This window comes from Nitratidesulfovibrio sp. SRB-5 (genome assembly GCF_019931275.1).
Taxonomy (GTDB): domain Bacteria; phylum Desulfobacterota; class Desulfovibrionia; order Desulfovibrionales; family Desulfovibrionaceae; genus Cupidesulfovibrio.
Window position 1 is genome coordinate 919,400 of record NZ_JAIOTY010000001.1, and the last position, 26,783, is coordinate 946,182.

The following is a 26,783-nucleotide window of genomic DNA, read 5'->3' on the forward strand; positions in this document are numbered from 1 at the left end:
AAACCCGGAGCTTGCTCCGGGTTTTTTTCATGTGTCCTGACCAGGTGTTGCGCCAGTTCAGCGCCCGCCGTCCAGCCACGCGCGGATGTCGCCAAAGGCGGTGCGCGCCGTGAAGTCGAGGGTCAGCGGGGTTACCGAGACCACCCGGTCCATGCTGAGGGCGTAGACGTCGGTTTCCGGCGATTCGCCGGGTGCGGGCCCCTTGGTCACGGTGGCGTCGCCCAGCCTGCTGCCCAGCGAAGGGGCGACCAGCCGCGATTCGTAGTACATGTCCGGCGAAAGGCGGGTGAGCCGCCACGGCGTATCCGGGGTGGCCCCGGCGGGCACGTCTATCTTCAGCACGTGCACGTCGCCGGGCAGGCCGCGCTCCAGCACCATGCCCGCGAACAGCGCAAGAAAGTGCATGGCGGCGCTCCAGTCCTGCTCGGTGTAGGCGTGGTGCGATTCGATGCCCGTTTCCATGGAAACGGCCAGCGCCGGAATGCCCCGGCAGGCCCCCTCCAGCGCGGCGCCCACCGTGCCGGAACTGGTGATGCTGGCCCCCAGGTTTTCTCCGTAGTTGATGCCGGATACCAGCAGCGCGGGGGCGTAGCCGGGCATCACCTTCAGCCCGTGGCCCACCGTGGCCGCAGGGGATGCATCGCAGGCCCAGGCCCGCAACGGCGCGCCCGCCACGGCAAGTTCCACCTGTTGCAGGGTTGCGTTGCGGTCGCCGGTCTGGGCGCGGCCCATGGCCGTCTGCTGGCGCAGCGGGGCGAACACGTCCAGCCCGCCCAGGGGGTGCAGCGCCTCTGCCGCGGCCAGCAGGCCGGGCGAGTGCACGCCGTCGTCGTTGGTCAGCAGGATGCGCGGTGTTGTCATGTAATCTTCCTGGGGATGGCGTGTTGCCTGTCTGTTGCCCGGGGTGTTGCCCGGTATGTTGCCGGCGCGTGGGCGTTCAGCGCGGTTCGGTTGTTGCGGGGGCGCTGGCGTCCGGCTCGCCGGGTTCGTCTGGGCCACCGCTCCCTGTCGGGGCAGTCGTGCCCGTGGAAGCGTCGGGAACGCCCCCGGCGGTGATGAACTCCACGGCCCGTTCTTCGGCAACGGGGCGGGAGAAATGGTACCCCTGCACCGAGTGGCAGCCCAGTTCCGCCACGATGGCGAACTGTTCCGCCGTCTCCACCCCTTCGGCCACCACGTGCAGGCCCAGGCTGCGGCCAAGGGTGACCACGGTGCGCACGATCTCGCGGTTTTCCGCATCCCCGGCCACGGCGGACACGAACGAACGGTCCACCTTCAACGTATCCACCGGAAAGCGTTGCAGGTATGCCAGCGACGAGTAGCCGGTGCCGAAGTCGTCGATGCCGATGCCCACCCCCAGCCTGCGCAGCGCTTCCAGCCGCTGCAACGCGCCGTCCGGGTCCTTCATGATGGCCGTTTCGGTTATCTCCAGCTTCAGGGCTTCCGGCGGCAGCCCGGTGTCGGACAGGATGCGGGCCACGCGCCCGGTAAGGTTGGGCTGCGAGGCCTGCCGCGCCGAAAGGTTTACCGAAACGTACAGGTCATGCGCGCCGGGCAGGGTGGCCCGCCAGCGGGCCAGGGTGGCCGCCGCCTGTTCCAGCACCCATTGGCCGATGCGCAGGATCAGCCCCGTTTCCTCGGCCATGGGAATGAACCGGGCTGGAGGCACCGCGCCCTCGGTGGGGTGCCGCCAGCGCACCAGCGCCTCGAAACCCAGAAGTCGCGGGCCGTCCACGGCGAACACCGGCTGGTACTCCAGGTACAGCTGCTTGCGGCGCATGGCCATGGAAAGGTCGCCTTCCAGGGTCATCATTTCCATGGTGTGGCGGTGCATGGACTGGTTGAACACCCGGAACCGCCCCTTGCCCTGGGCCTTGGCCTGGTACATGGCGATGTCCGCGTCGCGCAGCAGCGCGTCGGCTGTGTCGTACCCCTGGGTGCGCAGGACCATGCCGATGCTGGCGGACGTGCGCACCACCTTGGCGCCCATGCGCACCGGGCGTTCCAGCGCGGCCAGCAGGCGGCGGGTGATCTGCACGATGCGCCGGGGCGAGTCCACGTCTTCCAGCAGCAGGGCAAACTCGTCGCCGCCAAGGCGGGCCACGGTGTCGCCCGCGCGCACCACCGGTCGCATGCGCCGGGCCACTTCCACCAGCAGGTTGTCGCCGGTGGTGTGGCCGTGGCTGTCATTGATGAACTTGAAGCGGTCCAGGTCCAGCATCAGCACGGCAAAGCGGTAGCTGTCGTTGCGGCGGCGGCGCTGGATGGCCCGCTCTATGCGGTCCAGCAGCAGGGCGCGGTTGGGCAGGCCGGTAAGCGGGTCGTGCAGGGCGAGATGGGTCAGCATTTCCTCGCCCTGCTTGCGTTCTATGGCCACGGCCACCTGCTCGGCCACCGGCACCATCAGTTCCGCGTCGCGGGCCGAGAAGAATTCCGAATCCTCGTAATGTTGCACCACCATGGCCCCGATGACCTTGCCGCGCGAGCGTAGCGGGGTGCCCAGCCAGGCCGCCGGGCGCGACCCGAACACCGGGCGCGCCTCGATGTCGTCGCTGTGCAGGTGCACCTGCCTGCCGGTGCGGATGACCTCCAGCGTGGGGCTTTGCACGGTGGGGTTGGAAATGTGCTCCACCGGCTTGTAACGGGCGTCGCGCTCGTCGGCGAAGTAGGCGAAGTCCAGCCGGTCTTCCGGTTCGTTGATCAGGGCAATGAAGAAGTTGGGGGCCTGCACGTGGCGGCGCAGGGCGGTGTGGATGGACAGGAACAGTTCGTCCAGGTCACGCGTTTCGTTGATGGCGTTGGCGATGTGGAACAGGATGCCCGCGATGGCGTCGCCCTGCTTGTGGTCGGTGATGTCGGCCAGCGCTCCGGCCACTCGGTTCAGGCGCCCGCCGGGGCCACGCCGGGCCGCGCCGCGCGCCAGAACCCAGCGCCACGTGCCGTCGGTGTGGCGGATGCGGAATTCATGCTCGAAGCGTTCCGCGTCCTCTCCGGTGATGCGGCGCACCTCCGTCAGCACGCGCAGCCTGTCCTCCGGGTGCAGGATGGCCGCGATGGCCATGGGCGACAGGGTCGCGTCGGGGGCACGCCCCAGGATTTCGAGGCAGCGCGGCGAATGGTACAGGGTATTGGTGGCCAGTTCCCATTCCCAGATGCCGTCGTTGGTGGCGGAGATGGCCATGTCGTAGCGCTGGCGGCTTTTTTCCAGTTCCCGCACCTGGTTGTGCCGCTCGGTGATGTCGCGGATGGTCTGGATGACCCCGTTCAGCCGCCCTTCGCCATCGCGCAGGGCGGATGCCACGGTCCACACGTGGGCGCCCCGACCGCCGAACAGCGTGGGCACGTAGGCCTCCGCCGCCAGTTTGTCGCCGTGCTCGCTGAACCGGGTGTAGTGGCTGGGCTGGGGCATGTCCGGACTGAAGAACCAGTCGCCCAGCAGGGGGATGCGTTCGCCGTAGAAGGGCAGGGCATATTCGAAGTTGCCGCGTCCCAGCATCTCGCTGGCGGAATGGCCGGTCATTTCCTCCATGGCGCGGTTCCAGGCAATGACCCGGCGGCTTGCGTCCAGCACCAGAACGGCGTCGGGCAGAAAGTCGATGATGTCGCGCAGCCTGCGCCACGCCTCGGAAAGCTGGTCCTGCATCGCCTTCTGTTCGGTGATGTCCAGCACGAAGCCGTCGATGTAGTCCACCTCTGCCGGGGCGTTGCCCGCCTTTGCGTCGGCACGGTACGTGCCGTTCGGCGCGCCCGTTCCGGCAGTCTGGCCAGTTTTGGCGATCTGGCCCGTTTGCGCAGCCTGGGCAGGAGCAGGGCCGCGCACCAGGCGCGCGCTGACAAGCCCCCAGAACAGGCTGCCGTCGCGCCGCTTGAGGCGCAGTTCCATGCGGTCCACGCGGCCCGTGGCCTGCAACGCACCAACGAAGCGCTGGCGGTCTGCCGGGTTGGCGTACATCTGCCGGGGAATGTCCGAGACGCATTCCAGCATTTCTTCCGTGGTGGGGCAGCCCCAGATGCGCGCGTATTCCGGGTTGACGTTCTCGTAGCGGCCTTCGGGCGTCACGCGGAAGATGCCCACCGGCGCGTTGGTGAAAATGGCGTGGTACTGTTCGCGTGCCCGGTCCAGGTCCACCGCCTGAGTCGAAGTGTTTGCCCGACCCGAAGCGTCTGCCTGGCCCGAAGCGGCGGCGTGCGCATGAGGCAGAGCGCCCCGCTGAACATCCTGCTTCGCGCCAGCGGCCTTGCCGCGCCGCAGACGCAACCCCGCCAGCAGGCCCAGCACCAGCCCGGCGGCAAGGCCGAACAGCAGCGCGGACGACGTCCACGGCACGGCGCCTTCGACGGCGGCCCAGGCCGGGCGGGCGGTGGCAATGGGGGTGACGATGGCAGCGGCGGCAACGGCGGCAACGGCGCCAGTGTCGGCCAGGGTCGGCAGGGGCAAACGCAGGCGCGGTACGAACGGGAGAACCGGCAGGCGAAACGCGTGGAGCACAAGGCGCGGGTGGGGCGGGGTGCGCAGGCGGCGAATGCGTCGGGGGGTATCTGCGGCGTGATGGCGTGCGGCAGGCACAAGTCCTGGCTGTGTCATGCGGGAGCGGCGCGGGCAGTCGGCAGGCACGCGCGAGGGCGCATGCGACGATGCCTCCTGCGGCCAGGGCGCCTTGCGGCGGGTGGTCATCTGAGGCCCTTCGGGAAACGGCGTTGAATGAAAAAGGATAGAGGATTCCGTTCCGTTTGAAAAGCACCTCAAGTGTCATGTGTCTGATGTCACGGGATATTTTTTCCTGACAGCGATGGGGGCAGGTCCCGTTTCTGCCCGGTGGGGCAGGGCGGCTATGGGGGGTGGTCGCGGTGCGTGCACGCAGGGGGGCACCACCCTTGATCTTTCCTGTTGACGGATGGCTCCGCATGGGGCAAGGGCAGAAACTGGGGCCGCGCAGCAGGACATCGGTCCTGTCCCGATGAAACGGCGCGGGCGTGTTCCATTTTTAGTGAGAGGTTTTTCGCATGGCCAAGTCTATCTACGTCGGCAATCTGCCTTGGTCCGCCACCGAGGACGAAGTGCGCAGCCTGTTCAGCCCTTACGGCACGGTGCTTTCCGTCAAGCTGGTCACCGACCGTGAAACCGGGCGTGCCCGTGGTTTCGGCTTTGTCGAGATGGATGACGCCGCTGCCGCGGCGGCCATCGAAGCTCTGGACAACACCCCGTTCGGCGGTCGCAACCTGCGCGTCAACGAGGCGCAGCCCAAGGCGCCCCGCCCGCCCCGCTACTAGACACAAGCCGCACGCTGCATGTTGCGCCGCTCCGGAACCGCGGGTTCCGGGGCGGCGTTCTGCATGGCCCCGCAAGCGCCGGAAGCGTGTCGCGGGGGGCGTGTTGCATCCCCCGCCCGCAGGATGTATATTCAGATAGGAAATCGCACCGTCATTTCCGGCGGCGCGGCAAACGATTCCTTCCTCAAGACAAGGAGAACGAGATGCGTCAACTCAAGGCCCTCGTGGCGCTGCTGATCGTCGGGCTTGCCCTTTCCGGCTGCGCCCAGACCTATGGCGGCGGCACTTACAAGGGCGGGCAGACCCGCATGTCGCACACCGTGCAGTACGGCACAGTGGAACAGGTCAATGATTCCGTGATCGAAGACAACCCCAGCGGTCTCGGCGCGCTTGGCGGTGCCGTGGTGGGCGGTGTGCTTGGCAACATGATCGGCGGCGGCAAGGGCCGCGTGCTGACCACCCTTGGCGGTGCCGTGGCCGGTGGCGCCGCGGGCTATGCCGGCGAGCAGGCCATGAAGACCAAGAAGGCCATCGAGATCACCGTCAGGCTGGAGAACGGACAGGTGATGTCCGTGGTGCAGGAGCCGGACGAAACCTTCATGGTGGGTGACCGGGTGCGCATCCTGACAGGAAGCGACGGTTCGGCCCGCGTCCGCCACTAGCCTGCGCTGTACACCGCAAGCCAAATGCGTATACTGGACCCGTCCCGGCCTTTCGGGGCGGGTCTTCCCTTTTCATGACGTGTCGCGGGTGGTGCCCGCCGCGCACGTCGCACGACGCCACCACACCGCGCCGGCGGCGGGCCGGCCTTCACGAACGCGACGGAGGATACCGATGCTTGATCCCAGGGAATGCATCCTGTACAGCGGCGGCGCCGCGGGAACCGAAACCTGTTTCGGTGCCACGGCTGAAGCGTATGGCCTGCAAGAGGTCAACTACAGCTTCGAGGGGCATCAGGTGGAACGCATGCGCGGCGTGCGCGTGCTGACCAGCGAGGAACTGGCCCTGAAGGACGTGAGCCTGACCTACGTTTCGCGCCTGATGAACCGCCAGTACACCCGCGCCCCCCTGTTCCGCAAAGTGTTGCAGTCCATCTGCTGGCAGGTCAGCAGCGGGCACGAGGTGTTCGTTGTGGGCGAGGTGATGGAGGACGGCACCGTCAAGGGCGGCACCGGCTGGGGCGCCGAATTCGCCAAGATCTGCAACAAGCCCCTGTTCGTGTTCGACCAGGTGAAGAACGGCTGGTTCCGCTGGGAACAGGACGCCTGGCTGCCCGAGGCCGCCCCGCGCATTACCCATCGCCACTTCACCGCAACCGGCACCCGATTCATCGAGGATTCCGGCAAGGCCGCCATCGAGGCCCTGTTCGCCAGATCCTTCAGCCGGTAGACAACGACCCAGCGCAGTTACGGGGGCCGTCGGCGACGGCCCCCTTCGTTTTTGGGCCAGCCGCGACCTTGCCCGAGTGGTCGCGACTGGCCGTGATCGTCCGAGACCACCAGGGCCATTCTTTCGCCACCTTTGGGCGCGGGGCTCGTCCCCCGTCGCCGCCACGGAGTAGACATGCCGCCGCAACCGGAGCAACGCACCACGCGCGCGGGCCTTTGGGGGGCCCTTGGCGCGTTCGGCCTGTGGGGCCTTCTGCCCCTGTACTGGAAGCTCGTCCAGCAGGTTCCCTCGTCCGAAATCCTGTGCCACCGCATCGTCTGGTCGGTGATGTTCCTGCTGCCCCTGGTGTTGCTGGGGGGGCGCCTGGCGGAAGTGCGCGCTGCCCTGGCCTCGCGCCGCAGTCTGGCCACCATCGCGGGCAGCAGCCTGCTCATCGGCGGCAACTGGTTCCTGTACATCTGGGCCGTGAATTCGGACATGGTGCTGGAAACCAGCCTAGGCTACTACATGACCCCGCTGGTCAACGCCCTGCTGGGCGCGCTGGTGCTGGGCGAACGGCCCACCCGCGTGCAGCTTGCGGCCATTGTCATCGCCGCCGCCGGGGTGCTGTCCATGCTGTTGTCGTACGGCAGGCTGCCGTGGGTGGCGCTGGTGCTGGCGGTGTCGTTCTCGTTCTACGGCCTGTTGCGCAAGCTGGTGAAGGTGGAGTCCATACCCGGCCTGTTCATCGAAACGATGCTGCTTGCGCCCGTGGCCGTGGGCTACCTTGGCTGGCTGGCGTGGCAGGGCGGCGGCGCGCTGGGGCACCAGGGCCTTGCCACCGACCTCGTGCTGGTGGGCGCGGGCATCGCCACTTCCACGCCGCTGCTGTGTTTTGCCTTCGCGGCGCGGCGGCTGCGCCTGACCACGCTGGGAGTCATGCAGTACATCGCGCCGAGCATCGCCTTTCTGCTGGGGGCCTTCGTGTTCCGCGAGCCGGTGACGTCCGCGCACCTGCTGACCTTCGGCTGCATCTGGATGGCGCTGGCCTTGTACACGGCGGAAGGCCTGCGCGCCGCAAGAAGTGGATACCGTCACGCCGTTCGGTGACAGCGGCAGGGTTTTGGAGTAGCCTGACAGCAGTGGTCGTGCGGCCGTGACCCGTGCGTGGCTTGAGCGCAATCTTCGCGTGACATGGGGTCGCCATAGTGGCGTCCCCGCTGCGGGGTTGCGCCATGCACGGGATGCGGCGCGCGCGGGCGGGAAACCCATCATACCCGGAGGCTGCACATGACGAAGAAGATGCTGTTGCTGCTGTCGATGATCACGGTGCTGCTGCTGCCCTGCCTGGGCAATGCCGCGCCCAAGGAATTCCGCCTGCTGACCTGGAAGGGGTACGCCCCGGCGGAACTGGTGGAAAAGTTCGAGAAGGAAACCGGCTACAAGGTGCAGGTGACCTATTCGAACAACGAGGAAATGATCGCCAAGCTGCGCGCCACGCGCGGCGGCGGGTTCGACCTTGCCCAGCCCAGCCAGGACCGCATTTCTTCCGTGCAGGAAAGCTTCGGCCTGTACCAGCCCATCGACTTCGGCCGCATCGAGGCAGCCCGGTTCATTCCCTCCATGCTCGACGCGGTGAAGAAGAACACCCTGGTCAAGGGCAAGTCGTACGCCGTGCCGTTCTGCTGGGGCACCGACGGCCTGATCGTGAACCGCAAGTTCGCCCCCGAGGCCAAAAGCTTCGCCGACCTGCTGGACGCCAAGTACGCGGGCCGCGCCAGCTACCGCCTGAAGCGCCCCACCCTCATCGCGCAAGCCTTCGGCATGGGCATCGACCCCTTCAAGCTGTACACCGATGAAGTCGCCTACCAGAAGATGCTGGACCAGGTGGAAGGCAAGCTCATTGCCGCCAAGGGCGTGGTGAAGAACTACTGGACCAACGGCGACGCGCTGCTGGAATCCATGCGTTCGGGCGAAGTGCATATCGCCCAGGCCTGGGACAACGGCGGCTTCAAGCTGCACGCCGAAAATCCCGACATCGACTTTGTTGCGCCCACCACCGGCGCGCTGGGCTGGATCGACACCTTCGCCATCCCCGCCAAGGCCGACAATGCGGACGCCGCGTACAAGTGGATCAACTTCATGATGCGGCCCGAAAACGCGGCCGTGTTCACCAACGCCGAAGACACCCCCACCGCCGCCGTGGGCGTGGGCGAACGTCTGAAGCCCACCTTCCGCGCCGACTTCGAACGCTGCTACCCGCAGCAGGTCATCGACAACATCAAGTGGTACCCGCCCGTGCCCGCCAAGCTCGAAGCCATGGAAGGCAAGGCGCTGGACCGGGTGAAGGCCGCCCAGTAGCATGACGCGGGGCGCCGCGCCTGCCCGCGAGGGTGGTGCGGCGCCCCTATTCCGTTCTTATCCGGAACAGGACGCGCCGGGCATGCAGGGCCCGGCGGTTTTGCCCCGTCATTGTCGCGGGGCGAAACCGCGATGGATACCGGATGGCCCGGCAGCGGGTGGCCATCCAGATGCGCCGCGCATGGCGGCCCGAGTCCTCTTGCGAAACCGCGACACCCCCAGGCGGACCGGACGGCCCGGCAACAAGGCCGGCAACGGCACCGCACGGGCACGCGGCGAAAGAGACGGGCGGCCCGGCGCGGCGGGAGTGCATGACCCTATGCCCACGGAAATTTCGCCAGTTGCTTCTTCAGACGCATCCCCGGTTGCATCCCCGGTTGCTTCCCCAGTTGCTTCCCCGAGTGCTTCGACGGACCTTTCCGTCACCCGCCTCGTCAAGCGCTTCGAAAAATTCACGGCGGTCAACGATGTGTCGTTCGAGGTGGAGCAGGGCAGGTTCTTTTCCATCCTCGGCCCTTCGGGCTGCGGCAAGACCACCCTGCTGCGGATGATCGCGGGCTTCGAATCGCCCGATTCCGGCGTCATCGCCATTCGCGGGCGCGACATGGCGGGCATTGCCCCCAACCGCCGCCCGGTGAACCTGATCTTTCAGCACCTTGCGCTGTTTCCCATGATGTCCGTGGCGGAGAACGTGGCCTTCGGCCTGAAGCGCCGGGGCATGGCCGGGGGCGAGATAACCCGCAGGGTGCAGGACGTGCTGGAGCGTGTGGGCCTGCCCGGTTACGGCGTCAAGATGCCCGCCCAGCTTTCCGGCGGGCAGAAGCAGCGCGTGGCCATTGCCCGCTGCCTGGTGCTGGAGCCCGCCGTGCTGCTGCTGGACGAACCGCTGGGCGCGCTGGACCTGAAGCTGCGCGAGCAGATGAAGGTGGAACTGAAGACGTTGCAGGCCGAGGTGGGCACCACCTTCGTGTACATCACCCACGACCAGTCCGAGGCGCTGGTCATGTCCGACCACGTGGCGGTCATGAACGCCGGGCGCTTCGAGCAGGTGGACACCCCGCGCAACCTGTACCGCCGCCCGGCATCGGCCTTCGTGGCCGGGTTCGTGGGCGAGACCAATGTCTGGTCGGGCACGCTCGAGGAAGCCACCGGCGATGCGGGGCTGGTGCGCACCGACGAGGGCGCGGTGTTTCGCGCCCGCGTGGCCGCCGGGCTTGCGAAGGGTGCGCGGGTGGACATGTTCATCCGGCCAGAGGCAGTGCTGATCGACCCCGACGGCGCGTCGTGCGCGACTGATGGCGCGACTGGTGACGGGGCGGGCGACGGCGGCGACGCCCCCCTGCCGGTGCGCGGGGCCTGCGCCAATCGCGTGCAGGTGCAGGTGCAGGCCATCCTGTTCGACGGCGCGGCCAGCCGCCTGCTGACCCATCCGGAAGGATCGCGCCGCGAGGTCATGGTGGCCCTGCCCCAGAACCGCCTGTACGACCACATCAAGCCCGGCGACCGCATCACCGTGGGCTGGGACGACCGCGCAGGCATCTGCTTCGCGGCGGGGAGCGGACGATGAACGCCGCACCGCATGCCGCGCCCGGCCCTTCCGCACCGCTGAAATCCGGGCCGGGAATGCGCCTGACCCTGGCGCTGTTCCTGACCCCGGTGGTGCTGTGGCTGGGGCTGCTCATCGTGTTGCCCCACCTCGACCTGCTGATAATGTCCTTCCGCATGGACCCGGCCTTCGGCGACGAGGGCTGGAGCCTCGAGAACTACCACCAGTTCTTCGCGGAACCCATCTACTGGCTCACCTTCGTGCGCACCGCCGGGTATTCGGTGCTGGTCACCCTGCTGACCTTTCTGGTGTCCCTGCCCGTGGCTTTCTACGTGACCAAGGTGGTGGCGCGGAACACCTCGCGCTTTCTGCTGACCATGCTGCTGCTACCGTTCTGGGTCAGCGAACTGGTGCGGGTGTACGGCTGGATGATTTTGCTGCGCGAAAGCGGCGTGCTGAACCACTGGCTGACGGCGCTGGGCATCACCGGCGCACCCGTGGAGATGCTGTACAACGACGCCACCATGATCATGGGGCTGGTGTACACCTCCATGCTGTTCATGGTGGTGCCGCTGGTGTCGGTGCTGGAAAGCCTGGACGACAGCCTCATCGAGGCCGCCTGCGACCTTGGGGCCGGGCCGTGGACCATCATGCGCACCATCGTGGTGCCGCACTGCATGCCGGGCATCATGTCCGGGGCCATCGTGGTGTTCATGCTCACCCTCGGCAACTACCTGACGCCCAACCTGATGGGCGGCAAGAATTCGCTGTGGTTCACCGAGCAGATATACAACCAGTTCATCGCCAGCTTCAACTGGAACCAGGGCGCGGCCTTCGGCTTTCTGCTGCTGGCGCTGTCGTCGTGCATCATCTGGCTGGGGCTGCGGCTGACCGGCCAGAAACTGAGCAGGGTAGTGCAATGATCCGCTCGCTGCCGCGCTCGCGCGGCTACACCATGGGCTACGGCCTGTACGTCACGCTGTACTTCGTCTTTCTGTTCGCGCCGCTGGCTGTCACCTGCGTGCTGGCCTTCAACGATTCGCAATTTCCCTCGCTGCCGTGGAAGGGCTTCACGCTGGACTGGTTTCTGGCCGACCTGCCCGCGCGCACCGGCATCTTTCACGACCGGGGCAACCTTTCGTCCATCTTCACCAGCGCCCAGACCGCCATCCTGGTGTCCGCGCTGGCCACGCTGGTGGGCACCTGCGCCGCCTTCCTGTTCGAGCAGGAGGAGTTTCCGCTCAAGGGCGCGTTGTACTTCCTGATGCTGGCCCCGCTGGTGGTGCCGGGCGTCATCCTGGGCATTTCCATCCTGATTGCCGCCACCACCGCGGGCACCTTCATGGAAGACGTGCTGGGCATCGACGTGGGCATCCTGCGCCCCGGCTTCTGGCTGGTGGTGCTGGGGCAGTTTTCGTTCATCACCACCTTCGTCACCCTGGTGGTGTCCGCCCGGCTGAAAAAGTTCGACCGCACCCTGGAAGAGGCCGCGCTGAACCTTGGCGCCACCCGGCTGGAGGTGATCCGCTACATCACCCTGCCGTTCCTGCGCACGGCCATCATCGGCGCGGGCGCGGTGGCCTTCCTGATGTCGTTCGAGAACTTCAATACCACGCTGTTCCTGGTGGGGTCGGAACCCACCCTGCCCATCAACCTGTACCTGCAGGTGCGCGACGGCTCCACCCCGGTCATCAACGCCATCTCGTTCCTGCTCATCGTGGGCACCTCGCTGGTGGCGTGCGTGAATTTGTATGCTGGGCGGAAGACCGAAGCCAGTTAGCGCGCCTTGTCCTTTTGTCTTCAGACTTCGTCAGGCGTCGCTTTTTGCTCCGGTCACGGACGGAAGAGTCCGCTCCCTTCGCAAAAAGCTCGCCTTCCTTGCCTGAAGGCAAAAATCCTGCGGCGCGCGGGCGGAGTGGGTATGCTCAGCTGCATCGTTGTTTGTCGGTGAAAACGTCTTGTTTCATTGATTCAGGAGGTCAGCATGTCCGGCGCAACCACGCCCCGTGAAGGATACTATGCCCTGCGCGAAGGGCGGGTGCTGTGCATCGCCCATCGCGGCGCGCGCTCCGTGGCGCCCGAAAACACCATCCTCGCCGCCCAGCGCGGGCTGGAGGAAGGCGCGGACCTGTGGGAACTGGACGTGCAGCTCACCGCCGACGGCCATCTGGTGGTGGTGCACGACGACACCCTGGACCGCACCACCGACGTGGCCTCCCGCCCGGAATACGCGGGCCGCGCCCCGTGGCGGGTGTGCGACTTCACCCTGGACGAATTGCGCGGGCTGGATGCGGGCAGCTGGTACCAGACCGCCGATCCGCACGGCCAGATCGCCTCGGGCGGGGTTACGGCGGACGACCTGGCCCTGTTCCCCGGCCTGCGCATCCCCACGCTGGACGAGGCGCTGGCCTTCACGGCGGACCACGGCTGGCGCGTCAACGTGGAAATCAAGGACATGACCGTCAACGCCGACGGCAGCCCCGGCAGCCCCACGTATCCCGGTGACGAGGCGGTGGTCCGCGCCGTGCTGGAATGCATCCGCGCCCATGGCCTGACAGAGCGGGTGCTGCTGTCTTCCTTCCGGCACGACTGCCTGCGCCACGCGGCCCGCATGGAACCCGCGCTGGCCCTTGCCGCGCTGGTGGAGGACGTACGCCCGGACGACCCCGTGGCCCTGTGTCGCGACCTTGGCGTGGTGGCCTACCACCCCGGCGACGACATAGTCACGGAAGCGGACGTGGCGGCGCTGCGGGCAATGGGCGTGGCCGTCAACGTCTGGACCGTGAACGAAGAAGCGGACATGCGCCGGTTCATGGACTGGGGCGTGGCCGGGCTGATTACCGATGTTCCGCTGTTGTGCTGGGGGCTGCTGCGCGAGAGGGGCTTGAGCGCGTAAGGGGTGTTCGGGCGCTGCCCTTGTCCGTCCCCCTGGGCTGGGGCGAGCAGGAAAGGGCGCCCACGGACCGCGTCCCCCTGTGCATTCCCGCACGGGGAACAGTCTGCATATCCGGATGGTTGACCCGGCGCGCCACAAGGGGTAGGCCGTGCGCTCGGGCATCCGCGCCTGCCGTTGCGGCGGTGCGCAGTGCCCCCACGCGACGTTCTCGCGATCCTCCGCGACCCCACGCGATTTCCACGCAACGGCACGCACCTGTCGCGCAACCCGTGCGCCGGTCTTTCCGGCCAGCTTCCGCCCTGCGGAGGAACCCCATGCCCGCCATCGGGACCGGCGAACTCGCCGCCCTGTCCACCGCCGCCCTCTGGGCGGTGTCGTGCCAGATTCACGCCATTCTTTCCCGGCGCCTTGGCGCCCACACCCTGATCCTGCTGCGCCTGCCCATCTGCATCGTGATGTTCGGCGCGTGGTGGGGCGCATCCGTGCTGTTTTTCGGCGGCGGGGTGATGGTGCCCGGTTCGTTCGGTTCGCCCAGCCCGCTGGCACTGGCCGCGCTGGCCCTGTCCGGGGTGTTCGGCGTGGCCCTGTGCGACCTGCTGTTCTATTCCGGCGTGGTGCTGGTGGGGGCGCGGGTGGCCCTGCTGGTGCAGTCGCTGTCCACGGTTATCACCGCCGTGCTCGGGTACCTGTTTCTGGGCGAGGCCATAGGGCCGCTGGGCATCGCGGGCATTCTCATCGCCACGGGCGGGGTTGCCTGGGTGGTGGGCGACGGCGGCACGGTGCCCGAAGGGGCGGTGCCCCTGTCGCGCACGGTGCGGCTGCGTGGGGTGGGGCTGGCCTTTGCCTCTGCGCTGGCGCTGTCCGGCGGCATGGTGCTGTCCAAGCAGGGACTGGCCGAAGGAGTGGACCCGCTGTTCGCCGCGCTGCTGCGCATGGTGGTGGCCATGGGCGTGTTCTGGCCCACGGCCATGCTGACCGGCAGGCTGCGCCCGGCACTGGCCGTGGTGCGCGGCGACAGTCAGGACCGCCGCAATTTCCGCTGGCTGCTGGTGGCCTCGCTCATCGGCCCGGTGGTGGGGGTGTGGCTGTCGCTGGTGGCCATTGGCGCCACCCAGACCGGCATTGCCGCCACCCTCATCGGGCTGGAACCCATCTTCATCATTCCCGTGGCAGCTCTGGTGGAGCGGCGCTGGCCCACGCCCCGCGCCATTGCCGGGGCGGGCATCGCCTTCGTTGGCACGGCGCTGCTGTGTCTGAGAAATGTATTGTAGGTACGGCCTGACACCGAAAGGAAAAAGCGCCCGGAGTTGCTCCGGGCGCTTTTTTTTCGATGGGCGAAATCGGGCGGCAGGCGGTTATACCTCGCCCACGGCCATGTCCAGATCATTGCCGGTGTCAGGGGCATCAGTGTCCGGGGCATTGGTGTCGGGGGCATCGGTGGCAGACGCGATGGCGCGCCCGGCGGTCCTGGTGCCCGTGGCGCCCACGGTACCATGATTGGCCTCGAAGGCATGGCCCCACTTGCACATTTCGGACAGTACAGGCAGCACGCTGCGGCCCAGTTCGGTCAGCGAATATTCCACGCGCGGCGGCACCTGCGGGTACACCTCGCGGTGCAGCACGCCGTCCGATTCCAGTTCGCGCAGCTGCTGGGTGAGCATCTTCTGGGTGATGTTGGGCATGATGCGCCGCAGCTCGCTGAAGCGCAGCGTGCCGTCCTGGCCCAGCCGCCACAGGATGATGGGCTTCCACTTGCCGCCGATGACCTGAAGTGTCAGCTCCAGCGCGCAATAGTATTCCTTGCCCGCGCAGTGCTTGAGGGTGCATGCCGTGACCATCTGGTACCTCCGCGCGAAACATAGTATCATCTTCGGTATCTTTCAAGACCCTATGGTATGCTACAGGGTACTATGCCACAAAATGGTGCGTACTTGATGAAAAAACCGAAGCAGGTATTTTGAGCCGTAACGTTTCGCCCGCCTTGCCCGGCCTTGCCTGTCCCGGCCACCGCCCCCCTTGCCGCACGGAGTTCCGGCAGGCGCGGCGGTTGGCCGGGCACGCGGCAAGCCGGGAAAATTCGCACCCACGCCGGGCAATGCAGCGCCACGCAAGGCGCAGGAGGAATTCATGGACGTCTTTTCCGCCATTCACGGGCGCCGCTCCATCCGCAAGTACACCGAGGCCCCCGTTGCCGCGTCCGACGTGCGCGACATCCTGGCCGCCGCCATGTCCGCGCCCAGCGCGGGCAATGCCCAGCCGTGGCGCTTCGTGGTCGTGGACGACCGCGCGCTGCTGGAGGCCATCCCCGCGTTCAGCCAGTATGCCGCCATGGCCGCGAAGGCCCCGCTGGGCATTCTGGTATGCGCCGACCTTACGGCGGAAAAGTACCCCGGCTACTGGGTGCAGGACTGCTCCGCCGCCGTGCAGAACATCCTGCTGGCCGTGCACGGCAAGGGGCTGGGCGCGGTATGGACAGGCGTGCACCCCATGAAGGATCGCGAGGACGGCTTTCGCCGCCTGCTCGGCCTGCCGGACAGCGTGGTGCCGCTGGGCTTCATCGTCATCGGCCATCCGGCGCAGGAACTGGCCCCGCAGGACCGCTACGACGAAGCCAAAATCCATTGGAACGGGTGGTAGCATGCCCATCATCAGCGTTGTGGCCAATCACATGGAAACCGACGACAAGCGCGAACTGGTGCGCGAGCTGACCGCCACGGCGGCGCGGGTCATGAAGCTGCCGCCGGAAACCATCACCGTGCTCATCGACTGCCGCCAGCCGGAAGACATCGGCGTGGCCGGAGTGCTGCTGGCCGACAGGAAGAAATGACGGGGGCGGCACCCGCCGCCCCTGCTCCATGAAATAATCCCCCGACACTTTCGCCAACATTTTCGCGCCGCCTCCCCACGTTTGCGGGAAGGTCGGCGCACCACGGAGACCTCATGAGCGCATCCATCTTCGCGCCCGTGCGCATCGGCAATCTGGAATCTCCCAACCGCTTCGTCCGTTCCGCCACCTGGGAAGGGCTGGCCACCGACGAAGGCATGGCCACCCCGGCACTGGCAGACGTGCTGGGCGAACTGGCCAGGGGCGGCGTGGGCGTGGTCATTCCCGGCCATGCCTACGTGGAAAAGCGCGGGCAGGCTGGCCCCCGCCAACTCGGCATCCACGACGACGCCTGCATCCCCGGCCTGCGCATGCTGGCCGACGCCGTGCACGCGGGCGGCGGGCGCATCGTGGCCCAGCTGGCCCACGCGGGCGGCCTGGCCCACACCCCGGCCACGGGCGAACCCGGCATGACCGCCACCCCCTTCGAGCGGGAAGGCTTTCCGCCCATGCGGGAAATGACCGAGGCGGACCTCGACGAGGTGATGGCCGCCCTGGCCGCCGCCGCGCGCCGCGCCGTGCAGGCGGGCTTTGACGGGGTGCAGGTGCACGGGGCGCACGGCTACCTGCTGAGCCAGTTTCTGTCGCCCGCGCGCAACAGGCGCACCGACCGGTTCGGCGGCAGCCTGGAAAACCGCATGCGGCCCCTGCTGATGGCGGTGCGCGCCGTGCGCGAGGCCGTGGGGCCAAGCTTTCCCGTGTGGGTCAAGCTGAACAGTTCCGACTTCATGGACGGCGGCTTCGAAGTGGACGACATGCTGGAAGCGGCCCGCCAGGCCGTGGCTGCCGGGGTGGACGCCGTGGAAATGTCCGGCGGCACGGCCATGAACCCGCCCAATCGCATGCCCGCCCGGGTGACGCGCATCCGCAAGCCCGAGGACGAGGCCTGGTATCGCGAGGCCGCGCGCCGTTTCAAGGCCGAGGTGGGCGCGCCGCTGATTCTGGTGGGCGGCATCCGCACCCCGCAGGTGGCGCAGCAACTGGTGGACGCGGGCACGGTGGACATGCTTTCCCTGTGCCGCCCGCTGATCCGCGAACCCGGCCTGGTGCGCCGCTGGGCGGAAGGCGACGACGCCCGCGCCGCGTGCATCTCGTGCAACAAGTGCTACGCCCCCCTGCGCGAGAACCGGGGTTTCTACTGTCCCGTGGCGCGCGGCGAGGTGGCTGGCGAGTAGCGCGCCGTGCCCGATGGAAGGATGGCAGGCGGGCCGGTGGACAGGTAAGCCGGGGCCCGGGCCGGGGCTGGAACCCGGTTTTCTCCCCCTCGGCAGGCACTTGGACCTTGAGGGGGACGGCGAAACCGCGTACCCGTCGTGGACCGGGTGCAACCCGAATTCCACCAGGAGCCGCGCATGAAGATTCTCGCCATCGACAAGGTTCGCGAAGACGCCACCCCCGACGTCATCCGCGCCAACTTCCTGAAGGAAGTGGCCCATACCATCAAGATGTACCTCGCCGACGTGGTCCGCGAGGTGTACTTCCGGCAGGACCGTTCCGGTACCGTCATGGTGCTGGAGGCCCCCTCCATGGAAGAGGCGCAGTCGCTGATCAACACCCTGCCCCTGGTCAAGCAGGGGCAGATAGAGTTCGAACTGATTCCCCTTGGCCCGTACGTGCCGCTGGGCCTGCTTGTCGAAGAGGCCGACGGCCCGGCGGAAGAAACCGCCGCTGGCCCCGCGCAATAGCCCGGATACGGGCCGCGCGCCCCGTGCCCTGTTCCGCCTTCCCTGGCCGGAGCGGGCACGGCGCGCGGCCCCGCCTCCGGGTGCGGCGCGGGCCATGTGGCCACCCATCATGCCCCATCCCAACCGGAGGATATTTCCATGCATGTCGTCGTTTTCAACGGCAGCCCCCGCAAGAACGGCAACACGTCCATCCTGCTCGGCACCGTCCGGCGCGAGCTTGAGGCCGCAGGCGTCACCACCGAGGAATTTCGCGTGGGCGGCAAGGCCGTGCGCGGCTGCATCGCCTGCATGAAGTGTTTCGAAAAGCAGGACGGCCAGTGCATTCAGACCGGCGACCCCATGAACGAATGGATCGCCGCCATGCACAAGGCCGACGGCGTCATTCTGGGGTCCCCCACCTATTTCGCCAACGTCTCCACCGAAATGAAGGCCCTCATCGACCGTGCGGGCATGGTGTCCATCGCCAACGGCGGCGCCCTGCGCATGAAGGTGGGCGCGCCCGTGGTGGCCGTGCGGCGCGGCGGCGCGCAGCAGGTGTACAACGGCCTGATGGCCTTCTTCGGCATCGCCGAGATGGTGGTGCCGTGCTCCAGCTACTGGAACGTGGGCATCGGCCTGGCCCCCGGCGACGTCAACGGCGACGAGGAAGGCATCCGCACCATGGTCAATCTGGGCCGCAACATGGCCCACGTGCTGAAGTGCCTGAAGAGCGGGCCGGAGGCCCCTGCTTCCCTGAAGGGCGGCGAAGTGTAGGGCCAAGCCCAGATTTGGAAACACCCCCTGGGATGAGAAGGGCGGGACGCAGTGCGCCCCGCCGAATCATGCGCATGCCACGCGGCGCGGTCGGGCTTTTCGTCCCGTCCGCGCCGTGTTACGTGGCGGACAGGGTGGAACCGTGCACGGGGGGGAAGGGGAACGGCGCATGGGTGACGGCACGCGCGAATTTCCGGTCGGGCTGCAACGGCAGGCGGAGGCTGGCGGCTACGGCCTGCTGGCTCCGGACGAGGCGTGGCGGCGCGTCCGGGCGGGGGCCTTGAGCATGGTGGACGTGCGTGACGCCGCGCAGTACGAGGTCGGTCACGTGCCCGGCGCGCTGTGCTTTCCCCTGCCGCCCACCTGGATGGCCCGCCTTCTGCGGCGCTGGTGGCTGCACAAGGTGCTGTGCGCCGCCCGGTGTCCTTCCGTGGCTTTCGTATGTGACGGGGCCACATCCACCCGCAGCGATTCCGCCGCCCGCGCCGCCGTGGTGCAGGGCTTTGCCGTGGCCTACCGCATCGCGGGCGGCATGGATGCCTGGCACGCCGCCGGGCTTCCCGTGGAGTTCGGCCCCTGCGGGCCGTGCGCGCCATCGGTTGATGCGGTTGGCGACGTTTCCGGCAGGGGAGGGCAGGGTGCCCCGCCCCGCACGACCTGCTCCGGCGGCGGCTGACGGCTGGGCTGATGGCGGTGCGGCGCGCCTGCCTTGATGCACGGTCCCGGGTCTTTTGCCGACGACGTTTTTACCGGTGGCATGGCCGCCGGTTTCATGCAGGGTCTTTCATGTCACCACTCGGGAACGGTACCCCGCGCACCCCGCGCCCCCTGAAGCCGCGGGCATTGCTGGCCCTGCTGGCCGGGCATCCGTGGCGGCTGGCCTGCACCCGCTGCGCGTGGGCGCTGGCGGTGGCCGTGGTGGTGTACCAGTCGCTGATACCCCAGCCGGACATGCTGCTGGACGTGCCGAACATCGACAAGGTGTGGCACGCGCTGGCCTATCTGGTGCTGGCGGTGCTGGCGGCGGGGTCGCTGTGGGACAACCCGCCTGCTCCCGTCCTGTCCCGTGCGGCGCGCCGGGCGGCGTGGTCCATGGCCCTGCTGGGCGTGGCCATGGAGTTCGCTCAGGCGTATGTGCCGGGACGTGTGGCCTCTGCGGCGGACATGGCCGCCAACACGGCGGGCACCTGGGTGGGCGTGCTGCTGGCCGGGGTGCTGGTACGGCATCTGGCCCGCGGGCATGGTGCGATTGCCGGTGGTGCCGCGTCCGGGCAGAAGGCGGATTCCACAGCCGCGACAGCGTCCACCGTTTCCCCGACCTCCACGGATGGCGGCGCGGCACGGATTTCGGGCAGGCAAGACTAAGTCGATCCGGCGGGATGGGCTTCGGGCCGTCCGGTGGGATGGGCCTCGGGGCGTCCGGCGGGCTGCTCCTTCGGGCAGCCTTTCGAAAACCCGCCCCGCAACGCAAACCGACGGACGGGTTGCCCCGACCGCCGGTGATGCGAACTGCGCCAGTCGTTCGAAGTGCGCCAGGCCGCGCCTAACGCCGCCAGTGGCGCGACGTGTCCTACAGGTAGTGCGGCGGCGGTCCGGTGTCTTCGCCGCCGTCGTCTTCCATGGCTCTTGTCAGCAGGCGCAGACGTTCGCGCGTGGCCTCCAGCAGCCGTTCCGCCTCGTCCAGTTGGGCCTGCTGGCGCACCAGCGCGTCGTTCAGTTCGCGCAGGGCCTGTTCCTGAAAATAGACGGTTTCTTCCAGCCGGGTCAGGCGGTCTTCCAGTTCCTTGGTCATGGCGTGTATCCGTGATGTGGCGTTGGATGGTCCATGCCCGGCGCGCAGCCGTTTCCGGCCATGCGGCTGCCGGGCAGGGGGGGGCTAGGCCGGGGCGTCAGGCAGGGGCATCAGGCCGGGGCATCGGCCAGGCGCAGCACCGTCGCGTATTCCTGCGGGCTTACCGGCTGTACCGAAAGGCGGCTGCCCTTGCGCAAGAGTTCCATGTCCGCCAGTTCCGGCAGGGTGCGCAGCAGGGCCAGCGGCACCGGCCGGGCAAAGGTGCGCACCAGCCGCACGTCCACCATGAACCAGCGCGGCTTGTCCGGCGTGGATGCCGGGTCGAAGTGGCGATCCTCCGGGTCCCACGCGGTGTGGTCGGGGTAGGCCTCGCGCACGATTTCAACCACCCCCGCCACCGAAGGGTTGGTGACGCTGTGGTAGAACAGCCCAAGGTCGCCCAGGCGCATCTCGCGCATGAAGTTGCGGGCCTGGTAGTTGCGCACGCCGTCCCAACTGCTGGTGGCGCCGGGCAGGGCGGCCAGATGGGCGATGGAGAAGCAGCCGGGCTCGGTCTTGAACAGCCAGTGGCGGGGCATGGAGCCTCCTTGCGGGGTTGCGTGGTCCATGCGCCGGACGATACCCGCGCCGCCCGCCGCCGTAAAGCCCGCGCCGCGCAGCGCGCGAGGGATGGGCGTTGCCGCGCGGCGTACTTGGCGGTGGCTGCGTTTTGGCGTAGGGGGGTGTCTAGGGCGGGAATTCCGCCGGAGGTGCCATGAAGGAGCGCAGGCCACCCCACCGCAAGGTGCTTCCCTTCCGCCGCATCCGCCGTGGTGCCGGAACCGGCGGCGATGCGCCGTACGGTGCGCCGCGCCCGTCCGGCCAGCCTGGCCCGGGCTCGTCCGCGTTGTCCGGCGGCTTCGTGGCGCCGGGTGAAACCGCCAATCCTGCCAATGCTGCCAATCCTGCCGATGCCGCCGGTTTTGCCGATGCCGCCGGTTTTGCCGAAGCTGCCGGTCCTGCCGAAGCTGCCGAAGCTGGCAGGCTTGGCCGTCTTGGCAATTCGGGCAGTCCAGCCGATCCTGTCGCCCCTTCCGTCCCCGATCTCCCCAATGATGCAAGCAGGCCGGGCGGTTCCCGCGCCACGCGCGGCGGCAGCCCGCCGGAACTGGTGGTGGTGCCCGGTCGAAGGGACCGCAGCCGCACCCCCCGGTCACTGGGCGCCGTGGCCCCATCCGGTCCGCCCTTCCAGTGCATGGATGACCTTGCGGATCTGGGAGGCCTTTCGGGGTTCGCGACCCCGCTGGACCCCGCCGGGCCCGCGGGCATGTCGCGCCGCTCCGGCAGGCAGCCCACGCTGCGCCGCCTGCCCCTGCTCAAGCGCATCCTGCGCCGCTTCGCCGACGCCGCCGCCCGGCGCATCGGCACGTTGTGCGGCGTGGGGTGCGTGGTCACCCCGGACGAGACGCAGCTGTGCGACATGGCCGGATGCGCCGGGCTGCTGACGCGGCCCGCCATGCACCGCTTCGGCGTGGTGCCGCTGGAGGGCATGGCCGCGCTGCTGTTCGACCATTCCCTGCGCGATGCGCTTGTGTGGCTGGGGCTGGGCGTGGACCCGCGTGCGGTCGTCAACTCTCCGGGGGGTGCTCCGGGGGGATGTCCGCCGCATGCATCGGCGGGCGGCCCGACCGGTGGCTCGCCGCAGGCTTCGATGAGCCACCGGTCCGGCGGCGTCCCCGTATCTTCGCTGCCGGGTGCGTGCAGCCGCAACGGCTGGCTGCCCGGCCATGCGGAGTCCGCGCTGTGCGTGCACCTTGGCCGCCAGTTGCAGTTGGACCTGGAATGGGCCTTCCTTCCCTATTTCGAAATCGAGACCTCCGGCTGCGATGCGCCCCCCGGCGAACCGGGCGGGCAGCCCGCCCATGCCCGCGAGGCCCTGCGCCCCGACTGGACGGCCCTTGGCGAGCCGCTGGTGGCCACGCCGTTCACGGTGGCGCTGCACTGGCTGTCGCCCGCTGCCGCGCCGCAGCCGGAAAGGCCCGCAGGCCCTTCCCTTCCCCGTGAACTGGCCCCCACCGGAACCCCGGCGACCCTGGCGCCTTCCGCGACATCCTTCCCCAGCCAGCCCCCCGCTCCGTGGCTGGGTTGCGTGATGCTGGTGCTGCCCCTGTCCATGTTGCTGCCGCTGGCCGATCTGCTGTCCGACGATACGGCGCTGCTGGCCCCGGAGCAGACCGAATCCGCAGAATCGGTCCACGACCGCCTGCAGGTGCTGCCCGACGCGGAACTTGCCGCACGGCTGGCCGAGGGCCACCCGCAGGCGGCGGCGGTGGTGGCGGCCCGGCTGGCCCCGCAGCGACGCGATGCGGTGCTGGCGCTGCTGGGTCCGGAACAGGGCACCGAGGTGCGGCGGCGCATGGCCCGGCGGCGGCTGTTCCGGCAGGTGCTGTCGCCGGAACAGCGCTTCGTGGTGCGCACCCTGGCCCTTGGCGAGGTGCACGCCGCGCAGGCGCTGGCGGCCATGCGGCCCGAGGCGGCGGCCCGTTTCGTGCGGGTCATGCGCGGTCTGGGGCGCGGGCTGGGTTCGCTGTACGCGGAACAGGTGGAGGCCGTGCTGCGCGAAGACGGCGCGGGCGTGGCGGGCGCGGAGGATCTGGTGCTGGAAGGCGAGGCCCAGGTGCGCCGCCTGTTGATGCGGGCCCTGGGGCCGGACGACATGCGCACGGTGCGGGCCTGCCTGGAGGCGGAGGCGCGCCGTGCTCCGGTTGTGGCACCGGCATCGTCACGTGCGCCGGGCGCCGGTCCGGATGGCGTGCTCCGTGGGGACGACGGCGAAGGTGCGGCTGCCGCACGCGGAGATTTTGCGGCGGGCGATTTCGGTGACGGGGATGGGGGGAGCGATGCCGAACCGTTTGCCCCGTTGCTGGGGGTGCCCGCCGTGACTCTGGCCCGCCTGCTGACGGCGGAGGGGCTGGGCGTGACCGTGGCCGTGCTGCGCCACCTGGCCGCGCGCGACGCACGGCGGGCGGCGGCGGTGCTGGGCGCGCTGCCCACGGCCTGGGCCGGTCCGGTGGCGGTGGGCCTTTCGCCCGAGGTGGCGGAAAACGGCGGCTGGATGCCGGAAGCGGCGGGGGCTGAATTCCCGACCGGGCCCGACCGGCCAGACAGGCCAGACAGGCCAGACAGGCCAGACAGGCCAGGCAGGCAGGCCACGCAGGACAGGGGGGACGGGCATGGGGCGCGTGCCGTGCGGTCCGGTTCGCTGGAGGCGCTGCTGGTGGCGGAAAACGCCCTGTGTCGCGCCCTGCCGGAGGAGCACGCCTGCCGGGTGCTGGCCCTGCCCGTGAGCCGGGAAGAGAGCGGGCGCAACGCTCCGCCCGCCACGGCGTTGGCCGCCCTGTTGCGCCATGGCGGCGATGCGGTGCGCGAGGCCGCGTTGCAGGCCCTGCGCCGTCACCGCCCGGGCGGCGGAAAGCACGGCGCCCGCATTCGCGAGGGCATCCGGCCCGACGGCGCGGAACGTCCCGCATCACCCCCGCCGGAAGGCGACCTTCCGTTCCCTTCCGATGATGACGTAAGCTGACGCCCTGCCCATGCGGGGCGGCCCGGCGGTCACGGGGCAGCCTGCCGCACCCGGCCTGATGTTCGCATTGTGGTGCCGGACGTCCCGTCAGGCAGGGCGCCGTCAGCGGCTTCTGCCGCCCCCGCCCTTGCCCCCGCGCCTGTCATTATGCGAGCCGGGGCGCGAGCCGGGACGGGAATCGGGGCGCTTGTCGTTGCGCGTCTCATTCCGGTTGGCATTGCGATCGCCATTGCCCGGTCCGCCAGGCGTGCCACCCGGCCTGCCGTCAGGTCTGCCGCCCGATCTTTCTCCGTGGCCGCGCCGATCCCGGTCTGCTTCACTTCCCCGTTCCTGCCGGTCCCCCCGTCCCTGATGACTCCGATGATCCTGCCCGCCAGACCTCTCGTTGGGCCTGCTCCCGGATTTTCCGCCCGGCCTGTTCCCCGGTGCGCCCGGCGCACGCCCACCCGCAGCGGGCGGCAGGCCGAAATCGGGAATCAGGATGCGGTGCTGGCGCAGCCGCGTGGCGTCGGTGCGGGCCACGGGCACGGGGTTGCCCTCAGGGTCGATGCCCGCGAAGAACATGGCCGTGGCCACGGTGCCGGGGGTGGGAATGAAGCACTGCACCTGCCGGGGCGACCAGCCGCGCGCCGCCAGCCAGCGGGACAGGGTGCGCATGTCGTCGTCGGTGCAGCCGGGAAAGGCGCTGAGCAGGTAGGGCACCACGTACTGTTCCTTGCCCGCCGCCGTGGAATGGTCGGCGAAGGCGGCCAGGAACCGCTCGAACACGGCCAGGCCGGGCTTGCGCATCAGGTCCAGCACGCCGTCGCAGATGTGTTCCGGGGCCACCTTCAACTGGCCGCCGGTGAATTCCATGGTGTAGGCGCGCAGGGCGTCCGCATCGCGCAGGGCAAGGTCGAAGCGCACCCCGCTGGCCACGCGCACGTGGCGCACGCCGGGGGTGGCGCGCACCGCGCGCAGCAGTTCCACTGCCTCGGACTGGTCCACGGCGAATCCGGGGCACACGCGCGGGTGCATGCAGCTTGCGCGGCGGCAGCGGGCCGGGTCCAGGGTGCAGCGGGCCTGCCACATGTTGGCGCTGGGGCCGCCCACGTCGCTGACCGAACCGTTGAAGCGCTCCATGTCGTTCAGGCGGCGCGCCTCGTCCAGCACGGAATCGCGGCTGCGCGAGGCGATGCGACGCCCCTGGTGCAGGGCCAGCGAACAGAACGAGCAGCCGCCCCCGCACCCCCGGTGGGTGGTGATGCTGGTGCGGATCATTTCCTCTGCGGGGACAGGTTCGCGGTGCGAGGGGTGCGCCCGCCGGGCAAAGGGCAGGGCGTACAGCGCGTCCATCTCGTCCGGCGACAGGGGCGGCGCGGGCGGGGCCAGCAGCACGGCGCGCGCCGTGGGGGTGTCGTCCACGGGCTGGATGGCCCGTGCATCGCCCCGGTGCACGTGGCGCTCCAGCAGCAGGGTGGCGCGCATGAGCAGGCGGGGGTCCGCCATGATGGCCGCGTGCGAGGGCAGGCGCATCAGTGAAATGGGGGGAATGGCGGGGATGGCGCGGGGGGCGGTGTGCCCCTCGTCCTGACCGTCATTGCTCAGGTCGTCGGTGTCCGGGGTGTCGCCCGCCCCCCGTGCGGCATCGTCCGCCGGGGCCGCATCCCATTCGGTCACCCGCCCCATGCGGGCCGTGCCGGGGATGCCATCGAAAATTTCCGCAAGGGGCGGCAGCAGGGCGGCGTCGTAGGCGTCCGCTCCCACGGTCTCCACGGCGGCGTCCAGCGCGCAGGTCGCGTCCAGCAGGGCGCGTTCGCCCATGCCCCACACCAGCAGGTCGGCCTTGGCATCCATGAGGATGGGCCGCCGCAGGGCGTCGGTCCAGAAATCGTAGTGGCTGATGCGCCGCAGCGAGGCTTCTATGCCGCCCAGCACCACGGGCAGGCCGGGAAAGGCCTGGCGCGCCAGGTTGGCGTAGACGATGGCCGCCCGGTTGGGGCGCGCCCCGGCGTGGCCACCGGGGGTAAAGGCATCGTCGTGGCGCTTTTTCCTGAAGGCGGTGTAGTGGGCCAGCATGGAATCGAGCGAACCCGCGGAAATGCCGGTGAACAGGCGGGGGCGGCCCATGCGGGCCACATCGTCCGGAATGTCCCAGCGGGGCTGGGCGACGATGCCGGTGCGAAAGCCGTGCGCCACCAGCCAGCGGCCCAGCAGGGCCATGGCGAAGGTGGGGTGGTCCACGTAGGCGTCGCCGGAGACGAGCAGCACGTCCAGCCTGTCCCAGCCAAGGTCGCGCATCTCTCGCGCGGTGGTGGGCAGAAAGGCGGGCTGGGGCAGGGGCGTGCGCCCGCGTTGCGGGATGTACGCCCGGGGGCATGCCCCGGATGGGGCCGCGTGGCGCGGCAGGGTGCCGCCGGGCTTGGCGCGGCGGTGGTCGTGGCTGGAATGTCGCATGCGCGGATTATAGTGGCGGGCAGGGGGGCAGGCAAGGACAAGGGTTCGATTACCGGCAGCGGGATGGCCGTGGCGTATGTTTTGTGCAGGCGACGCGTGGCGGATGGTTCGGACTGCCAGTCTGATTCGGATGGGGCCGGATGGGGCCGGATGGGGCAGAACGAGGCGGGATGGAAGCCGGTCGACCTTGGAGCGGTTGCCTTCGCCCCCGGTTTCGCGCAGTATGCCC

Annotated in this window: 24 protein-coding genes; 18 read left to right on the forward strand and 6 right to left on the reverse strand. The window is 69.0% G+C overall.

Annotated features, from left to right (window positions below):
* Positions 1 to 57 precede the first annotated feature (57 nt).
* Together surE and K6142_RS03615 are read right to left on the reverse strand one after the other, a co-directional pair.
* Positions 58 to 861, reverse strand: coding sequence for a 5'/3'-nucleotidase SurE (gene surE, locus K6142_RS03610; RefSeq protein ID WP_190243985.1), 804 nt, complete (start codon positions 859 to 861; stop codon positions 58 to 60).
* A 76-nt stretch (positions 862 to 937) separates the two neighbouring features.
* A complete protein-coding gene (locus K6142_RS03615; protein WP_223290248.1) occupies positions 938 to 4,438 on the reverse strand; it encodes an EAL domain-containing protein in 3,501 nt (1,166 codons plus the stop codon).
* A gap of 566 nt (positions 4,439 to 5,004) precedes the next feature.
* Here K6142_RS03615 and K6142_RS03620 point away from each other — a divergent pair.
* From K6142_RS03620 to K6142_RS03665, 10 genes are all read left to right on the forward strand, one after another.
* Positions 5,005 to 5,271: an RNA recognition motif domain-containing protein gene (locus K6142_RS03620; RefSeq protein WP_190243983.1), complete on the forward strand. Its 267-nt coding sequence runs from the start codon at positions 5,005 to 5,007 to the stop codon at positions 5,269 to 5,271.
* Positions 5,272 to 5,474: 203 nt separating this feature from the next.
* A complete protein-coding gene (locus K6142_RS03625; protein WP_190243982.1) occupies positions 5,475 to 5,933 on the forward strand; it encodes a glycine zipper 2TM domain-containing protein in 459 nt (152 codons plus the stop codon).
* Between the two features lie 172 nt (positions 5,934 to 6,105).
* The gene (locus tag K6142_RS03630; protein WP_015946586.1) at positions 6,106 to 6,660 is read left to right on the forward strand and encodes a hypothetical protein; all 555 of its coding nucleotides are present in this window, start codon (positions 6,106 to 6,108) and stop codon (positions 6,658 to 6,660) included.
* A 174-nt stretch (positions 6,661 to 6,834) separates the two neighbouring features.
* Positions 6,835 to 7,749 carry an EamA family transporter RarD gene (rarD, locus tag K6142_RS03635; RefSeq protein ID WP_190243981.1) on the forward strand — a complete coding sequence of 305 codons (915 nt, stop codon included), beginning with the start codon at positions 6,835 to 6,837 and terminating at the stop codon, positions 7,747 to 7,749.
* Between the two features lie 180 nt (positions 7,750 to 7,929).
* Positions 7,930 to 9,000: an extracellular solute-binding protein gene (locus K6142_RS03640; RefSeq protein WP_190243980.1), complete on the forward strand. Its 1,071-nt coding sequence runs from the start codon at positions 7,930 to 7,932 to the stop codon at positions 8,998 to 9,000.
* A 319-nt stretch (positions 9,001 to 9,319) separates the two neighbouring features.
* Positions 9,320 to 10,567 (forward strand): ABC transporter ATP-binding protein, encoded by a 1,248-nt coding sequence (locus K6142_RS03645; protein ID WP_190243979.1) that lies wholly within the window; start codon positions 9,320 to 9,322, stop codon positions 10,565 to 10,567.
* 56 nt (positions 10,568 to 10,623) lie between these two features.
* Positions 10,624 to 11,469 (forward strand): ABC transporter permease, encoded by an 846-nt coding sequence (locus K6142_RS03650; RefSeq protein ID WP_190244020.1) that lies wholly within the window; start codon positions 10,624 to 10,626, stop codon positions 11,467 to 11,469.
* The gene (locus K6142_RS03655; RefSeq protein ID WP_190243978.1) at positions 11,466 to 12,326 is read left to right on the forward strand and encodes an ABC transporter permease; all 861 of its coding nucleotides are present in this window, start codon (positions 11,466 to 11,468) and stop codon (positions 12,324 to 12,326) included. Before K6142_RS03650 ends, K6142_RS03655 begins: the two co-directional genes overlap by 4 nt.
* Positions 12,327 to 12,530: 204 nt before the next feature.
* A complete protein-coding gene (locus K6142_RS03660) occupies positions 12,531 to 13,442 on the forward strand; it encodes a glycerophosphodiester phosphodiesterase (protein ID WP_190243977.1) in 912 nt (303 codons plus the stop codon).
* Between the two features lie 314 nt (positions 13,443 to 13,756).
* The gene (locus tag K6142_RS03665; RefSeq protein ID WP_190243976.1) at positions 13,757 to 14,713 is read left to right on the forward strand and encodes a DMT family transporter; all 957 of its coding nucleotides are present in this window, start codon (positions 13,757 to 13,759) and stop codon (positions 14,711 to 14,713) included.
* 84 nt (positions 14,714 to 14,797) lie between these two features.
* Here the strand turns inward: K6142_RS03665 and K6142_RS03670 are convergent, their stop codons facing one another.
* Positions 14,798 to 15,280 (reverse strand): winged helix-turn-helix transcriptional regulator, encoded by a 483-nt coding sequence (locus tag K6142_RS03670; RefSeq protein ID WP_190243975.1) that lies wholly within the window; start codon positions 15,278 to 15,280, stop codon positions 14,798 to 14,800.
* Between the two features lie 289 nt (positions 15,281 to 15,569).
* Here K6142_RS03670 and K6142_RS03675 point away from each other — a divergent pair, with 289 nt between their 5' ends.
* From K6142_RS03675 to K6142_RS03705, 7 genes are all read left to right on the forward strand, one after another.
* Positions 15,570 to 16,079, forward strand: a complete 510-nt coding sequence (locus K6142_RS03675; protein ID WP_190243974.1) for a nitroreductase family protein — start codon at positions 15,570 to 15,572, stop codon at positions 16,077 to 16,079.
* Position 16,080: 1 nt separating this feature from the next.
* Positions 16,081 to 16,269: a 4-oxalocrotonate tautomerase DmpI gene (gene dmpI, locus K6142_RS03680; RefSeq protein WP_007527318.1), complete on the forward strand. Its 189-nt coding sequence runs from the start codon at positions 16,081 to 16,083 to the stop codon at positions 16,267 to 16,269.
* A 113-nt stretch (positions 16,270 to 16,382) separates the two neighbouring features.
* Entirely contained in the window at positions 16,383 to 17,501 is a 1,119-nt protein-coding gene (locus tag K6142_RS03685; protein ID WP_190243973.1) for an NADH:flavin oxidoreductase, read from the forward strand.
* A gap of 177 nt (positions 17,502 to 17,678) precedes the next feature.
* Positions 17,679 to 18,011, forward strand: a complete 333-nt coding sequence (locus K6142_RS03690) for a hypothetical protein (RefSeq protein WP_015946597.1) — start codon at positions 17,679 to 17,681, stop codon at positions 18,009 to 18,011.
* A gap of 138 nt (positions 18,012 to 18,149) precedes the next feature.
* Entirely contained in the window at positions 18,150 to 18,764 is a 615-nt protein-coding gene (locus K6142_RS03695) for a flavodoxin family protein (protein ID WP_007527323.1), read from the forward strand.
* Between the two features lie 169 nt (positions 18,765 to 18,933).
* Positions 18,934 to 19,440, forward strand: coding sequence for a rhodanese-like domain-containing protein (locus tag K6142_RS03700; RefSeq protein ID WP_190243972.1), 507 nt, complete (start codon positions 18,934 to 18,936; stop codon positions 19,438 to 19,440).
* A gap of 110 nt (positions 19,441 to 19,550) precedes the next feature.
* Complete coding sequence (locus tag K6142_RS03705) at positions 19,551 to 20,129, forward strand: VanZ family protein (RefSeq protein ID WP_190243971.1); 579 nt, start codon at positions 19,551 to 19,553, stop codon at positions 20,127 to 20,129.
* Positions 20,130 to 20,334: 205 nt separating this feature from the next.
* Here K6142_RS03705 and K6142_RS03710 read toward each other — a convergent pair whose 3' ends face one another.
* Positions 20,335 to 20,556 carry a SlyX family protein gene (locus tag K6142_RS03710; RefSeq protein WP_015946600.1) on the reverse strand — a complete coding sequence of 74 codons (222 nt, stop codon included), beginning with the start codon at positions 20,554 to 20,556 and terminating at the stop codon, positions 20,335 to 20,337.
* A gap of 110 nt (positions 20,557 to 20,666) precedes the next feature.
* Complete coding sequence (locus K6142_RS03715; protein ID WP_190243970.1) at positions 20,667 to 21,134, reverse strand: EVE domain-containing protein; 468 nt, start codon at positions 21,132 to 21,134, stop codon at positions 20,667 to 20,669.
* Positions 21,135 to 21,310: 176 nt separating this feature from the next.
* Between K6142_RS03715 and K6142_RS03720 the strand changes: the two genes are divergently transcribed.
* Positions 21,311 to 24,118: a hypothetical protein gene (locus tag K6142_RS03720; RefSeq protein WP_223380750.1), complete on the forward strand. Its 2,808-nt coding sequence runs from the start codon at positions 21,311 to 21,313 to the stop codon at positions 24,116 to 24,118.
* Between the two features lie 102 nt (positions 24,119 to 24,220).
* Here K6142_RS03720 and K6142_RS03725 read toward each other — a convergent pair whose 3' ends face one another.
* The gene (locus tag K6142_RS03725; RefSeq protein ID WP_223290355.1) at positions 24,221 to 26,554 is read right to left on the reverse strand and encodes a YgiQ family radical SAM protein; all 2,334 of its coding nucleotides are present in this window, start codon (positions 26,552 to 26,554) and stop codon (positions 24,221 to 24,223) included.
* Positions 26,555 to 26,783: the final 229 nt, after the last annotated feature.

Bases quoted from the DNA above. Each gene is read 5' to 3' on its own strand.
- K6142_RS03700 (WP_190243972.1), top strand. From the start codon at position 18,934: ATGGGTGACGGCACGCGCGAATTTCCGGTCGGGCTGCAACGGCAGGCG.
- K6142_RS03630 (WP_015946586.1), top strand. From the start codon at position 6,106: ATGCTTGATCCCAGGGAATGCATCCTGTACAGCGGCGGCGCCGCGGGA.
- rarD (WP_190243981.1), top strand. From the start codon at position 6,835: ATGCCGCCGCAACCGGAGCAACGCACCACGCGCGCGGGCCTTTGGGGG.
- K6142_RS03670 (WP_190243975.1), bottom strand. From the start codon at position 15,280: ATGGTCACGGCATGCACCCTCAAGCACTGCGCGGGCAAGGAATACTAT.
- K6142_RS03675 (WP_190243974.1), top strand. From the start codon at position 15,570: ATGGACGTCTTTTCCGCCATTCACGGGCGCCGCTCCATCCGCAAGTAC.
- K6142_RS03660 (WP_190243977.1), top strand. From the start codon at position 12,531: ATGTCCGGCGCAACCACGCCCCGTGAAGGATACTATGCCCTGCGCGAA.
- K6142_RS03690 (WP_015946597.1), top strand. From the start codon at position 17,679: ATGAAGATTCTCGCCATCGACAAGGTTCGCGAAGACGCCACCCCCGAC.
- surE (WP_190243985.1), bottom strand. From the start codon at position 861: ATGACAACACCGCGCATCCTGCTGACCAACGACGACGGCGTGCACTCG.
- K6142_RS03705 (WP_190243971.1), top strand. From the start codon at position 19,551: ATGTCACCACTCGGGAACGGTACCCCGCGCACCCCGCGCCCCCTGAAG.
- K6142_RS03665 (WP_190243976.1), top strand. From the start codon at position 13,757: ATGCCCGCCATCGGGACCGGCGAACTCGCCGCCCTGTCCACCGCCGCC.
- K6142_RS03620 (WP_190243983.1), top strand. From the start codon at position 5,005: ATGGCCAAGTCTATCTACGTCGGCAATCTGCCTTGGTCCGCCACCGAG.
- dmpI (WP_007527318.1), top strand. From the start codon at position 16,081: ATGCCCATCATCAGCGTTGTGGCCAATCACATGGAAACCGACGACAAG.
- K6142_RS03650 (WP_190244020.1), top strand. From the start codon at position 10,624: ATGCGCCTGACCCTGGCGCTGTTCCTGACCCCGGTGGTGCTGTGGCTG.
- K6142_RS03640 (WP_190243980.1), top strand. From the start codon at position 7,930: ATGACGAAGAAGATGCTGTTGCTGCTGTCGATGATCACGGTGCTGCTG.
- K6142_RS03695 (WP_007527323.1), top strand. From the start codon at position 18,150: ATGCATGTCGTCGTTTTCAACGGCAGCCCCCGCAAGAACGGCAACACG.
- K6142_RS03625 (WP_190243982.1), top strand. From the start codon at position 5,475: ATGCGTCAACTCAAGGCCCTCGTGGCGCTGCTGATCGTCGGGCTTGCC.
- K6142_RS03715 (WP_190243970.1), bottom strand. From the start codon at position 21,134: ATGCCCCGCCACTGGCTGTTCAAGACCGAGCCCGGCTGCTTCTCCATC.
- K6142_RS03710 (WP_015946600.1), bottom strand. From the start codon at position 20,556: ATGACCAAGGAACTGGAAGACCGCCTGACCCGGCTGGAAGAAACCGTC.
- K6142_RS03720 (WP_223380750.1), top strand. From the start codon at position 21,311: ATGAAGGAGCGCAGGCCACCCCACCGCAAGGTGCTTCCCTTCCGCCGC.
- K6142_RS03645 (WP_190243979.1), top strand. From the start codon at position 9,320: ATGCCCACGGAAATTTCGCCAGTTGCTTCTTCAGACGCATCCCCGGTT.
- K6142_RS03725 (WP_223290355.1), bottom strand. From the start codon at position 26,554: ATGCGACATTCCAGCCACGACCACCGCCGCGCCAAGCCCGGCGGCACC.
- K6142_RS03655 (WP_190243978.1), top strand. From the start codon at position 11,466: ATGATCCGCTCGCTGCCGCGCTCGCGCGGCTACACCATGGGCTACGGC.
- K6142_RS03685 (WP_190243973.1), top strand. From the start codon at position 16,383: ATGAGCGCATCCATCTTCGCGCCCGTGCGCATCGGCAATCTGGAATCT.